The sequence below is a fragment of the Caballeronia sp. AZ10_KS36 genome (assembly GCF_023631105.1).
Classification (GTDB): Bacteria; Pseudomonadota; Gammaproteobacteria; order Burkholderiales; family Burkholderiaceae; genus Caballeronia.
Map to the genome: position 1 here is coordinate 301,300 of NZ_JALQDQ010000040.1, position 11,383 is coordinate 312,682.

Below are 11,383 nucleotides of genomic sequence, written 5' to 3' on the forward strand. Positions count from 1 at the left end.
TCATGGCCGACGTCATTCTGGTACTGAACGCGGGGTCGTCCAGCATCAAGTTCCGCGCTTTCGGCGTGGACGGCACGACGATGCATCTCGTGTTGCGCGGACAGGTCGACGGACTGGGCACAGCGCCGCGTTTCAGCGCGACGGACCACGCCGGTCACGCGACGACGCAGGACATGGGCGCGCACGCCGGCATCGATCACGAGGGCGCGATCGAGCATATCGGCGCGTTCCTGCGCAGCCACGGCGAAGGGCATCGTCTTATTGCCGTCGGTCATCGCGTGGTGCATGGCGGCCAGAAGTATGCGGGCCCCGTGCGAGTGACGCCAGCGGTGCTGGACGAACTCGACAAACTGGTGCCGCTCGCACCGCTGCATCAACCGCATAACCTGAGTCCGATCCGCATCATCGCGCGTACTCGCCCGGAGTTGCCGCAAGTCGCCTGCTTCGATACGGCGTTTCACCGCTCGGCGTCCGAAGTCGCGCAGGCTTATGCGCTGCCCGCCTCGATCACCGAAAAGGGCGTGCGCCGTTACGGCTTCCACGGCCTTTCGTACGAGTACATTGCGAGCGTGCTGCCGCGCCTGGCGCCGGCCGCCGCGAGCGGCCGCACGGTCGTCGCGCATCTCGGCAACGGCGCGAGCATGTGCGCGATGGCAGGCGGCAAGAGCGTCGCGAGCACGATGGGTTTCACCGCTGTCGACGGCCTGCTGATGGGCACGCGCTGCGGCAACCTCGACCCTGGCGTGATCCTTTACCTGATGTCCGAACTGAAGATGGACACGCGGCAGATCGAAGACCTGATCTACCGGCAGTCGGGCCTGCTCGGCGTGTCGGGCATGTCGAGCGACATGCGCGCGCTGCTCGCGAGCGACGCGCCGCGCGCGCGCTTTGCCATCGACATGTACACGTACCGGATCGCCCGCGAACTCGGCTCGCTCGTAGCCGCGATGCAGGGCATCGACGCGCTCGTTTTCACGGCCGGCGTGGGCGAGAACGCCAGCATCATTCGCGAGCGCGTGGTGCGCGATGCCGCTTGGCTCGGAATCGAACTGGACCATGCCGCGAACGCTTCGGGCGGCCCTTGCATCAGCGCGGCGTCGAGCAAGGCGACCGTCTGGGTCATACCGACCAATGAAGAACTCATGATCGGCCAGCATACGCTCGCGGCGATCAACGCAACGGCGTCGTCCGGCGACACCATGCCTCTGCCTGCCTGAAGGATGCTCTCATGACACCGACCTCGCCGCAGCCCATTCTCCGCGACGCAAAGGCGCTCATCACCGGCATCGCGAATGAACATTCGATTGCATACGGATGCGCGAAAGCGTTTCGCGAACTCGGCGCGACGCTCGCGATCACCTATGCGAACGACAAGGCAAGACCCTATGTCGAGCCGCTTGCGAAAGACCTCGACGCCTCTCTCTTCATGCCGCTCGATGCATCGCGGCAGACCGAACTCGAAGACGTGTTCGAACGGATCGACAAGGAATGGGGCGGACTCGATATCCTCGTCCATTCCATTGCATGGGCGCCCAAGGAGGACTTACAGGGCCAGTTGCTCGACAGTTCCAGCGAAGGCTTCGCCCGTGCGATGGACATTTCCTGCCACTCGTTCGTACGGATGGCGCGACTGGCCGCACCCCTGATGAAAAACGGCGGCACCATGCTCACCATGAGCTATCACGGCGCGAACAAGGTGGTGCCCACCTACAACGTCATGGGGCCGGTCAAGGCGGCGCTGGAAGCCTGCGCCCGCTATCTCGCCTATGAACTGGGGCCGAAGGGCATACGGGTGCACGCCATCTCGCCGGGTCCGCTCAAGACGAGAGCCGCCTCAGGTCTGAAGGACTTCGACGTGCTGCTGACCGAGGCGGCCCAGCGCGCGCCGCTCGGCGAACTCGTCGACATCATGGATGTGGGCTTCACCTGCGCGTTTCTCGCGACGCCTTATGCGCGCCGCCTGTCGGGCGAGACCTTGTATATCGATGGCGGCGTGAACATCATGGCGTGACGAACTTCCAGCCGTCCTTGCGAACCGCGCTGACGCGGTCGAACTAACATTCGCGATCATCGTCGAATATGACCAGGTGCTGAAGCAGTGCCTGGACGAAACGACCTGGCGCGACAAAATGGAAATTCGACCGAAAGAACGTATTCTTCGCCAGATACCGCCGAGCGTCTGGGTGCTCGGATGGGTCAGCCTGCTCATGGACGTGTCGTCGGAAATCATCCATAGCCTGCTTCCGATGTTCCTGCTCGTCGGACTCGGCGCCAGCGCGACGACGATCGGCCTGATCGAAGGCCTCGCGGAAGCCACCGCGCCCATCGTCAAGGTGTTCTCCGGTGCGCTGAGCGATTACCTTCGGAATCGCAAGTGGCTCGCCGTCGCCGGCTACGCCCTCGGGGCATTGAGCAAGCCGCTCTTCGCCATCGCGCCGACGATCGGCGTCGTCATCGGCGCCCGTGTCATCGATCGTGTCGGCAAAGGCATCCGGGGCGCGCCGCGCGATGCGCTCGTTGCAGACGTCACGCCGCCTCATCTGCGCGGCGCTGCATACGGATTGCGTCAGTCTCTCGACACTGTCGGAGCATTCCTCGGCCCGCTGCTCGCGGTCGGCATCATGCTCGTCTCGTCCGACAACTATCGCCTTGCATTCTGGATCGCGGTCATACCGGGATTGCTCGCCGTTGCGCTGCTCGTCACGGGCATCAAGGAACCCGCGCACACGCACTATGCGCAGGACGCGAAAGACGCGAAAGGCGCGAAATCGATCCGTTGGCGCACGCTCGTCGAAATGGGCAGCGGCTATTGGTGGGTCGTCGCCGTGGGCGCGGTATTCTCGCTGGCGCGCTTCAGCGAAGCGTTTCTCGTTCTCCGCGCGATGCAAAGCGGCGTGCCCACGGCGCTCGTTCCTCTCGTCCTGGTCGCCATGAATGCGGTCTACGCTCTCTGTGCCTACCCATTCGGCAAGCTCGCGGACAGAGTCAGTCATACCCGGTTGCTGATCGGCGGCCTCGGCGTTCTCATCGCCGCCGACATCGTGCTCGCGCAGGGGACGCACTGGGGCGTGGTCGTCGCGGGTGTCGCGCTTTGGGGCATGCATATGGGCATGACGCAGGGCCTGCTCTCGGCCATGGTCGCGCACGCTGCGCCGGCTCACTCGCGCGGAACGGCGTTCGGCTTCTTCAACTTGTTCAGCGGGAGCGTTACGTTGCTATCCAGCACCGTTGCCGGCGCGATATGGGATCGAGTCAGTCCCGCAGCGACGTTCTATGTCGGTGCCGGGTTTTGCGTCGCCACGATATTGCTGCTTTGCTCCGGCCGCCGACGTCGGCTTCGGTGACGACCGCTGAATGACGATGCGGGGATCGACGCTTCGACCGCTCGCCCGGGCACGACCATGACCGCGAGGCAAGCGCATGCTTGCAACTGTTCGTCGTTCCGGGCGCTGGAAGCACCAGCGAGCGTTTTATGCGCATGCTGTTCACCTCGACACTTTCGACCGCGTCAGCCCCTGCGGATATGCCGTCATCGTGGTCGACAAGACCGCGACCCGCTGGGTCTGCTGAAGCCAGTGCGGCCTTCACGCGCGCATTCCTGCGATCGCTGCGGGACGTCGCGGCTCAGGCGGGCTATTTCCAGCAGGTCTATTGTGCAATTGACTCCGGCTGGGCCGACCTCGTGGTACGAAAATGGCCGACGTGGCATCGCCCGCGCGATCAATTACTGAATTGGTGTCACCAGCACGCGAGGCAACTGCCTGTGACCAGCGCCAGCGGAATGCCGCTAAGATAACCGTCCGGTACCGGCTCGCAGAGCAACTCTGTGACGACGCCGATCTTGAACGCGCCGATAACAATGCACACCCCATTCGAGACGATCGCCATGATGTTCGCGACGGCGACTGATGCCGCGCAGTGCCTCCCGTCGCGCTTGTTGGACTCGATGATTGCATGCCCTTGATGGAAACAAACAGTCTCACATCCAGCCGGCGTTGGCCAGGCTCTGCGCTCGAGGTGCTTCTGGTCTTCCTGAAGCTCGGCCTGACGTCGTTCGGCGGGCCTGTCGCGCACATCGGCTATTTCCGCCGCGAGTTCGTCGAGCGGCGCCGCTGGCTTAGCGACGAGACCTTCACCGATCTCGTCGGTCTCTGCCAATTCCTGCCCGGACCGGCCAGCAGCCAGGCGGGCTTCTCCATCGGCTTGCTGCGCGCGGGCTGGCTCGGCGGGATCGCCGCGTGGTGCGGATTCACGCTGCCGTCTGTCGCACTGTTGATCGGCTTTGCGATCCTCGCGCCTTCGCTTGGCGGCCCGGTGGGCAGCGGCCTGATTCATGGGCTCAAACTCGTCGCCGTTGCCGTCGTTGCGCAAGCCGTATGGGACATGGCGCGGCGCCTGTGTCCCGATCATCGCCGGGCGGGCATCGCGCTCGCTAGCATCGCGATCCTCGCAGCGCTGACGACCGTCTACGCGCAGCTTGTCGTCATCGTGACGGGCGCGCTGCTCGGCATTGCGCTGTGCCGCGAAGCCACGGCGAAAAGCCGCGCTGTGACTCATGAACACGCTGAGGCGTTTCATGTGCCGCGCGCAGCCGGCGCGATCGCGCTGATCATGTTTTGCGTTCTCCTTTTCGGACTTCCGGTCTTGATCGCGACCGATCCCACGCACGCAATCCGCCTGTTCGATGCGTTCTACCGTTCGGGCGCACTCGTGTTCGGCGGCGGTCACGTCGTCCTTCCGCTTCTTCAGCAGGAAACCGTGGCGACGGGCTGGGTATCGTCGAACGACTTTCTCGCGGGATACGGCGCAGCACAGGCGGTTCCGGGCCCGCTTTTCACTTTTGCTGCCTTTCTCGGCTGGACGATGAGCGGGACAAGCAGTCACGCCTGGGGAGCGATGCTCGCGACCGCCGGCATCTTCCTCCCCGGTCTCTTGCTCGTGCTGGCGGCCTTGCCGTACTGGCAAGCGCTGCGAGCCCGGCCGTCGATGGCTGCCATGTTGTCCGGCGTCAATGCGGCCGTCGTCGGGTTACTGGCGACAGCACTCTACTCGCCGGTCTGGACCAGCGCCGTGCATACCGCGTCCGACTTCGCGATCGCGGTCATCGGCTTTTTCCTGTTGGTGCGCTGGAAGATTCCGCCGCTTATCGTGGTGATCGGTTGCGCGCTGGCGGGAATCGCGCAAGGCGTTCTGCATTGAAATGAGGCCAGTTTGCGGGAACGCCGTCAAGGCGTCCGTAGAACGCTTGCCGCGCATTCGCTGCGATGACCGCGGTTGCACGTACGTCATCGGCTGCGTCTTAGATGACGCAATCCGAACCCACGCTGCGCATCACTCTGCTTGCTCGAACGTCGGCCCGCGTCGCAAGCGGATAGGCCCGTGACTGATCGCGTCCGGATGCACGGTTGCGCTTCCTTGCGTGACGATGATGCGCCCTTCACGCGCCAGTGCCGAGGCGACCTGCCTGACGGCAGGCATCAGCGCGCGCCACGCGGCTTCATCGGCGGCCAGGGCGCGCGCGACGTCTGACGGACAGATAGAGGAAGTCGCGGCGCGCTGCCGAAGCAGGCGCAGCACGCAATCTTCGATGTCGGATCTCGATACGCTCATCTCTATCACGGAATATTCGAGAGCAGGCAGGACCGCAACGATTCAGTTCGACACATCGCAACGATCGAGCCCGTATCTCACCAAAAAGCTCAAGACAATCCGTAATTAGGCTGCTTGCCGCCGAAATTCTCTCGGTCAACACTGATCCCGAATCCAAACAGTCAGATGCCCGTCCGGTATATCGGACACCACCCACAAACTCCGGTGCCTTTCGGATGCAGTTCTGGAACCGGTCCCTCGTCCACCCTGGAATCAGGACCTGCATATGAAATTCGTTGCTCTACGCGGCAAAGCGGCCGCTCTCCTCGTCGTCGGAACGGTGGCCTTGTCGGCATGCACGAAGGTCTCCACCCCAGCCGAAAGCCCTGCGGCAACGACTTCCTCGACGCTGCAGGCGGTCCTGCAACGCGGGACCTTGCGCGTGGGCGACTGTCTGACCTTCGCGCCGTTCGGCTTCTACGACAAGGACGGCCAGCCGGACGGCTATGACGTCGATCTCGCGAAAGAGCTGGCCCGGCAGATGGGCGTCAAGCTCGAAGTCGTGAACACGACCAGCGCCAACCGCATTCCGAATCTGCAGACGAGCAAGGTGGATGTCGTCTTCTGCAACTTCACCCGCAATCTCGAACGCGCGAAGGTCATCGAATTCACGTCGCCGTACGTCGTCGCGAGCGAAGCGCTGCTGGTCAAGAAGAGCAGCGGTATTCAGTCGGTAAAGGACATGACTAACCGCACGATCGCGACCGTGAAAGGTTCGACCAACGGCGATGAAGTCCGCTCGCTGAACATGCAGGTCAAGATTCAGGAATACGACAGTTCGCAGGCCGCGATTCTCGCCGTCAAGCAAGGGCAAGCCGACGCGATGATCGAGGACAACAACTTCCTCGCCTATCAGGCGAAACTCGACCCCGAACTGACCGTGACCAACGAAGCGTTGGTGCCGCTGGAGTACAACGCGTTCGGCGTGAAAGCCGGCGATCAGGCGTGGCTCAACTACCTGAATCTGTTCCTCTTCAACATCAATGCGTCGAAGGTGAACGCGCAGCTTTACAAGAAGTGGTTCGGCGTCGATCCGCGCTTTCCGCTCAATCCGCAATTCTGAGCAGCCCATGACTGAATCGCCGGCCGACGACGGACCGATAGGACCGATAGATCCGAAAGGGAGAAGGACATGAGCTATGAGTGGTTGACCCTGTGGGGCTATGTTCCAGAGTTCCTGAAAGCCGGCTGGCTGACTCTGCAGGTCACGCTGCTCGCGTTCGTGCTGGCGATTTTTCTGGGCCTCGTGGCCGCGCTGGCGAGCATGTCCCCGCTCGGCGTGGTTCGTTTTCTCGCGCGGGCGTACGTCGAAGTTATCCGCAACACGCCGGTGCTTCTCCAGATCTTCATCGTGTTCTTCGGCTTGCCGTCGGCGGGCATTGCGCTCGATGCCTACTGGGCAGGCGTGATCGCGCTCGGACTGAATGTCGGCGCCTATCTGTCGGAAGTGTTTCGCGCGGGCATTCAGTCGGTGCCGCGCGGGCAACTGGAAGCGGCGGCAATTCTCGGTCTGGAGCGCGCACAGATCATGTCCGAGATCGTCTTGCCCCAGGCTGCCCGCGCCGTCTATCCGGCGATCGTCAACTACCTGATCCAGTTGCTGCTCGGCACGTCGCTCTTGTCCGCTATCGCGCTGCCTGAGCTGACCGGAACCGCGACGGTCATCAACTCGCGCACGCTGCTCTACGTCCAGACGTTCGCGGTCGTGCTCGTTGCCTATCTGGTGCTGAGCAACGTGCTGTCATGGGTTGCGAGCCGGCTCGGCGCGAAGCTGTTTCATCCGCCGCTCGTCGTGCCCCCGCGCGCGCGGTTCGGCGCTTTCGCGTTGCGCCGTGCCAACCGCGCCTGAGCCGCGAACCGGAGCCGGATCATGTCACTCGAATTGTTGCGAACCAGTCTGTCGATCCTGTTGCAGGGTCTCGTGACGACACTGCTGCTGTCGGTCGCGGCCATCGTCGGCAGCACGCTGATCGGACTTCTCGCCGCCGTGCTGCGAACGTTCGGGCCGTGGGGCACGGACCGTATCGCCAGGCTCTACGTCGAACTCTTTCGCGGCACGCCGGTTCTCATCACGCTGATGTTCATCTACTTCGGCGTCTCTTACTTCGGCTATGCCATCGACGTGTTCGCTGCCGGCGTCGTCGGTCTGAGCGTTTATCAGGGCGCCTATATCGCCGAAGTGTTCCGCTCGGGAATCGAGGCGGTGCCGAGGGGCCAGTGGGAAGTCTCGCAGATCCTCGGGCTGTCGCGCATGCAGACCTTCAGCGCCGTCGTACTGCCGCAGACCGGAAGGATCGTGCTGCCGCCGCTCGTCGGACAGTATCTGTCGCTCATCAAGGACACGTCCATCGTCAGCATGATCGGCATGTCGGAACTCATGCACGGCGGACAAGCCATTGTCGACCGGATCGGCAAGCCGGTCGAAATCTACGGGCTCGTCGCACTCATTTACTTCGTCGTGTGCTTCCCGCTTTCGCAGTGGGTGCGCCACCATGACCGCAGGAGGCTCTCGTGAGCGAGCAAAGCCAGAACAAGCCCGTCATTGCGCTCACGGGCGTCAGCAAGGCATTCGGTGCAACGCGTGTGCTCGACGAAATCAATATCGACGTGCGTGCGGGCGAAGTCCTCGTACTCATCGGCGCGTCGGGATCGGGCAAGAGCACGGTGCTGCGCATCATGGCGGGCCTCGAAACGGCGGATTCCGGCGAAGTCTGGGTCAACGACGTACCGCTGCACGACCCGAAACGCGCGCGCGACATACGCGGTCACGTCGGCATGGTGTTCCAGCAGTTCAATCTGTTTCCGCACAAGACCGCGCTCGGCAATGTCACGCTCGCGCTGATCAAGGCGCGCAAGATGAGTCCTGCCGATGCACGGAAGCGCGCGATGGACGTGCTCGATCGCGTAGGGCTCGCCGAGCGCGCGGATCATTATCCGAGCCAGTTGTCCGGCGGACAGCAGCAGCGCGTCGCCATTGCCCGGGCGCTTGCCGTCGAGCCCGGCATCATGTTCTTCGATGAAGCCACATCTGCGCTCGATCCCGAACTCGTCGGCGAAGTCACCGACGTGATGCGCGGTCTCGCGCGCGACGGCATGACGATGGTGGTCGTCACGCACGAGATGGGATTCGCGCGCAAGACCGCCGATCGCGTGGTGTTCATGGACAAGGGCGTCATCGCCGAGCAAGGCGATCCCGAGCAGATTTTCGTCAATCCGTCGAACGAGCGCACCCGGCAGTTTCTGCATCGGGTGCTCGATCATTGACGCACGATGGAGCGGATGAATGGCTGTGATGGAATCGTCGCGCGCCCGGGGCGTGGATCGCGTGATTGCGATGTTCAGGCAACTGCATATTGCGCAGCGCCCCATGTCGATTCGCGAGCTGATCGAAGCGACCGGCGCGCCTCGATCGAGCATCTATGAACTCGTCGCTATCCTCGCCGAAGTCGGCTGGCTGGAAAGCACCGCCGACGGCAGCGTCTTCTTCGGACGGGAGATGCATTACTACGGCTCCGACTATGCAACGCACAACGACCTGATCAGCCGCGCGCATCAATCGATTCTCGCGCTGGTGCGCAAGCACGAGGAAACCGCGCAGTTGTGCATGCTGGAGGGCAACAAGTACACCGTCGTTCTATCGGAGAACAGCGCGCGCCCTTTCAACATCAGTTCGGACATCGGCGTGAGAGTGCCGATTCCGTGGACCGCGACCGGACGCCTCTTGCTCGGCCACATGAACGCCGACGAGATCCGCGCGTTGATTCCGCAGGAGGACTTCGTTCTGGACAACGGCGTTCGTATCGACTTCCAGGCATTCATGCGCGATGTCGAGCTCGCGCGCGACCTCGGCTACTGCTGCACCGAGGGACTCTCGAACGCGTTTCGCCTATGCATGGCCGCGCCCGTTCGCGATCGGGCCGGAACGCCGGTCGCGGCCCTCTGCTTCATGACAGGCCGCGACACGACCCCGGACCGCCGGCAGGCCATGCTCGACGACCTCCTGCAATCGGCGCGCGCGCTCTCTCACCGATAGAGTTCAGGGGCGCGCGCGCGCATGCCCGCGCATTCACGCCGACGCGCCCTGATCGACCGCCTTGCGCAACGCTTCCAGAAAACGCACATAGGCCGTCGCGCCGGGGTCCGGATGGCCGATGCTCCGCTCCTGCACCCACGCCGCGCGGCCCTTCTGCGACTGCATTTTCGCCGTTTCCACGACGCGTTCGCTCGCCGTGGCGATCATCGCGTCGAGTGTATCGGCCGCGCTTCCCTGCGATGCCTCCAGCACGTCCAGGCTCGGCGCCAGCGCATCGAGCACGGTCTTGTCGCCGATCTTGCTCTTGCCGCGCTCGGTAATGCGTGACGCCACCGCCCGCCCGACGGCGAGCGCCTCGTCGCGTCCCAACGCATCCTTGCCCTGCACCGTCTTCGCGGCGGCGAGCAGGCCGCCGCCCACCAGTGCTGCGAACGTCGATGGATTGGCCGTCGAAAAAGCCTTCCCTGCGGCGAGCAGCAGGTCGCCGAGCGTGGCCTCGTCGGGCAGCGCGCCGATTGCCTTGACGACCGCTTCCGATCCCGCGCGCACGGTGATGCCGAGATCGCCGTCGCCGAGTGCGGCATCGAGGTCGCGTAGCTCGTCGGCATGAGACGGAAGCTCACTCAATGCGTGCGACAGCAAGTCCCGCATTTGTCTCGTAGAAATCATTTCGTCATCCTAATCACGCACGCGTGCCTTCGCGAAAGAAGGGCGAATGCGCCGGTTCGGCGAGCAGCGCTTCGAGTTCATCGTCGAGCAGCATGACGGTGATGGATGCCCCCGCCATTTCCAGACTCGTCACGTATTCGCCGACATACGACCACGCGATCGACAGGCCATCGCCCTCGGCGATCTTCGCCGCGCGCCGATACAGCAGATAAAGCTCTTCGAGCGGCGTCGCGCCCAAGCCGTTGACGAGCAGCGCGAGCCGCGAACCCTTCGGTGCTGCGAGATCGTCGAGAATCTGGCGCATCAGATTCTCGGCGATGGCATCGGCCGACTGCAGCGCGCCGCGATGCGTTCCGGGTTCACCGTGGATGCCGATGCCGATCTCCATCTCGCCATCCGGCAGCGTGAAGGTGGGCTTGCCGGCCGCGGGCAGGATGGTCGGCGAAAGGCCGACGCCCATGGTGCGGCAGTTCGCATTGGCCTTCGCGCAGATGCGGGCCACTTCTTCTAGCGAACCGCCGCGTTCGGCCGCCGCGCCCGCGCACTTGAACGCGAACACCATGCCCGCGACGCCGCGCCGGTCGGACGCGCGCTCCTTCGGCGCCGATGCGACGTCATCGGTCAGCACGACGGTCTTCACTTCGATCCCTTCGGCATCCGCGAGGTCCGACGCGAGATCGAAGTTGAGCACGTCGCCGCCATAATTGCCGTACACGTAGAGCACGCCCGCGCCGCCATTCACGCCTTTGGTGGCCTCCAGAATCTGTTCCGACGATGGCGACGAGAACACGTTGCCCACCGCCACGCCGCCGCACAAGCCTTCGCCCACGTAGCCGAGAAATCCCGGCATATGGCCCGATCCGCCGCCCGTCACAATGCCTACGCGGCCTTCGCGGGGCGCATCGGCGCGAACGAGCGCGCGCTTGTCCGCGTTCGCCGCCTTGATCCATTTCGGATGCGCAAGCAAGAGCGCGTCGATGATCTCATCGACGAAGGTTTCCGGGTTGTTGATGATCTTCTTCATCTTCGCGT

13 protein-coding genes are annotated in these 11,383 nt (G+C 63.7%); 9 read left to right on the forward strand and 4 right to left on the reverse strand.

All coding sequences use genetic code 11. The annotated features are described in order from the left end of the window. Window positions 1-2 precede the first annotated feature (2 nt). From NCR35_RS26840 to NCR35_RS26850, 3 genes are all read left to right on the forward strand, one after another. Window positions 3-1,217: an acetate/propionate family kinase gene (locus NCR35_RS26840; protein ID WP_250536950.1), complete on the forward strand. Its 1,215-nt coding sequence runs from the start codon at window positions 3-5 to the stop codon at window positions 1,215-1,217. An 11-nt stretch (window positions 1,218-1,228) separates the two neighbouring features. Beyond that, the gene (gene fabI / locus NCR35_RS26845) at window positions 1,229-2,011 is read left to right on the forward strand and encodes an enoyl-ACP reductase FabI (protein WP_250536951.1); all 783 of its coding nucleotides are present in this window, start codon (window positions 1,229-1,231) and stop codon (window positions 2,009-2,011) included. Window positions 2,012-2,129: 118 nt separating this feature from the next. Continuing rightward, a complete protein-coding gene (locus NCR35_RS26850) occupies window positions 2,130-3,344 on the forward strand; it encodes an MFS transporter (RefSeq protein WP_250536952.1) in 1,215 nt (404 codons plus the stop codon). Window positions 3,345-3,738: 394 nt separating this feature from the next. Here the strand turns inward: NCR35_RS26850 and NCR35_RS26855 are convergent, their stop codons facing one another. Beyond that, window positions 3,739-3,888 (reverse strand): hypothetical protein, encoded by a 150-nt coding sequence (locus NCR35_RS26855; RefSeq protein ID WP_250536953.1) that lies wholly within the window; start codon window positions 3,886-3,888, stop codon window positions 3,739-3,741. A gap of 75 nt (window positions 3,889-3,963) precedes the next feature. Here NCR35_RS26855 and chrA point away from each other — a divergent pair, with 75 nt between their 5' ends. Then, complete coding sequence (chrA, locus tag NCR35_RS26860) at window positions 3,964-5,199, forward strand: chromate efflux transporter (RefSeq protein WP_250536954.1); 1,236 nt, start codon at window positions 3,964-3,966, stop codon at window positions 5,197-5,199. A gap of 132 nt (window positions 5,200-5,331) precedes the next feature. Here chrA and NCR35_RS26865 read toward each other — a convergent pair whose 3' ends face one another. Beyond that, complete coding sequence (locus NCR35_RS26865; protein ID WP_250536955.1) at window positions 5,332-5,610, reverse strand: DUF3253 domain-containing protein; 279 nt, start codon at window positions 5,608-5,610, stop codon at window positions 5,332-5,334. A 265-nt stretch (window positions 5,611-5,875) separates the two neighbouring features. On the opposite strand from NCR35_RS26865, the gene NCR35_RS26870 reads away from it, so the two are divergent. The 5 genes from NCR35_RS26870 (at window position 5,876) to NCR35_RS26890 (ending at window position 9,682) form a co-directional block, all read left to right on the forward strand. After that, entirely contained in the window at window positions 5,876-6,712 is an 837-nt protein-coding gene (locus NCR35_RS26870) for an ABC transporter substrate-binding protein (RefSeq protein WP_250536956.1), read from the forward strand. A gap of 69 nt (window positions 6,713-6,781) precedes the next feature. Continuing rightward, window positions 6,782-7,498: an amino acid ABC transporter permease gene (locus tag NCR35_RS26875; protein ID WP_250536957.1), complete on the forward strand. Its 717-nt coding sequence runs from the start codon at window positions 6,782-6,784 to the stop codon at window positions 7,496-7,498. 21 nt (window positions 7,499-7,519) lie between these two features. Next, window positions 7,520-8,164, forward strand: coding sequence for an amino acid ABC transporter permease (locus NCR35_RS26880; RefSeq protein WP_250536958.1), 645 nt, complete (start codon window positions 7,520-7,522; stop codon window positions 8,162-8,164). Next, window positions 8,161-8,913, forward strand: coding sequence for an amino acid ABC transporter ATP-binding protein (locus tag NCR35_RS26885; RefSeq protein ID WP_250536959.1), 753 nt, complete (start codon window positions 8,161-8,163; stop codon window positions 8,911-8,913). The genes NCR35_RS26880 and NCR35_RS26885 overlap by 4 nt, the downstream gene beginning before the upstream one ends. 19 nt (window positions 8,914-8,932) lie before the next feature. Further along, entirely contained in the window at window positions 8,933-9,682 is a 750-nt protein-coding gene (locus NCR35_RS26890) for an IclR family transcriptional regulator (protein WP_248323866.1), read from the forward strand. Between the two features lie 33 nt (window positions 9,683-9,715). Here NCR35_RS26890 and NCR35_RS26895 read toward each other — a convergent pair whose 3' ends face one another. Together NCR35_RS26895 and NCR35_RS26900 are read right to left on the reverse strand one after the other, a co-directional pair. Next, window positions 9,716-10,351: a DAK2 domain-containing protein gene (locus tag NCR35_RS26895; RefSeq protein WP_250536960.1), complete on the reverse strand. Its 636-nt coding sequence runs from the start codon at window positions 10,349-10,351 to the stop codon at window positions 9,716-9,718. A gap of 13 nt (window positions 10,352-10,364) precedes the next feature. Beyond that, window positions 10,365-11,375 (reverse strand): dihydroxyacetone kinase subunit DhaK, encoded by a 1,011-nt coding sequence (locus tag NCR35_RS26900; protein WP_250536961.1) that lies wholly within the window; start codon window positions 11,373-11,375, stop codon window positions 10,365-10,367. Window positions 11,376-11,383 lie beyond the last annotated feature (8 nt).

What these genes read in the sequence shown, in the direction of transcription:
- NCR35_RS26895 (WP_250536960.1), bottom strand. Translation starts at nt 10,351, where the DNA reads ATGATTTCTACGAGACAAATGCGGGACTTGCTGTCGCACGCATTGAGT.
- NCR35_RS26865 (WP_250536955.1), bottom strand. Translation starts at nt 5,610, where the DNA reads ATGAGCGTATCGAGATCCGACATCGAAGATTGCGTGCTGCGCCTGCTT.
- fabI (WP_250536951.1), top strand. Translation starts at nt 1,229, where the DNA reads ATGACACCGACCTCGCCGCAGCCCATTCTCCGCGACGCAAAGGCGCTC.
- NCR35_RS26840 (WP_250536950.1), top strand. Translation starts at nt 3, where the DNA reads ATGGCCGACGTCATTCTGGTACTGAACGCGGGGTCGTCCAGCATCAAG.
- NCR35_RS26870 (WP_250536956.1), top strand. Translation starts at nt 5,876, where the DNA reads ATGAAATTCGTTGCTCTACGCGGCAAAGCGGCCGCTCTCCTCGTCGTC.
- NCR35_RS26855 (WP_250536953.1), bottom strand. Translation starts at nt 3,888, where the DNA reads ATGGCGATCGTCTCGAATGGGGTGTGCATTGTTATCGGCGCGTTCAAG.
- NCR35_RS26880 (WP_250536958.1), top strand. Translation starts at nt 7,520, where the DNA reads ATGTCACTCGAATTGTTGCGAACCAGTCTGTCGATCCTGTTGCAGGGT.
- NCR35_RS26850 (WP_250536952.1), top strand. Translation starts at nt 2,130, where the DNA reads ATGGAAATTCGACCGAAAGAACGTATTCTTCGCCAGATACCGCCGAGC.
- chrA (WP_250536954.1), top strand. Translation starts at nt 3,964, where the DNA reads ATGGAAACAAACAGTCTCACATCCAGCCGGCGTTGGCCAGGCTCTGCG.
- NCR35_RS26875 (WP_250536957.1), top strand. Translation starts at nt 6,782, where the DNA reads ATGAGCTATGAGTGGTTGACCCTGTGGGGCTATGTTCCAGAGTTCCTG.
- NCR35_RS26890 (WP_248323866.1), top strand. Translation starts at nt 8,933, where the DNA reads ATGGCTGTGATGGAATCGTCGCGCGCCCGGGGCGTGGATCGCGTGATT.
- NCR35_RS26900 (WP_250536961.1), bottom strand. Translation starts at nt 11,375, where the DNA reads ATGAAGAAGATCATCAACAACCCGGAAACCTTCGTCGATGAGATCATC.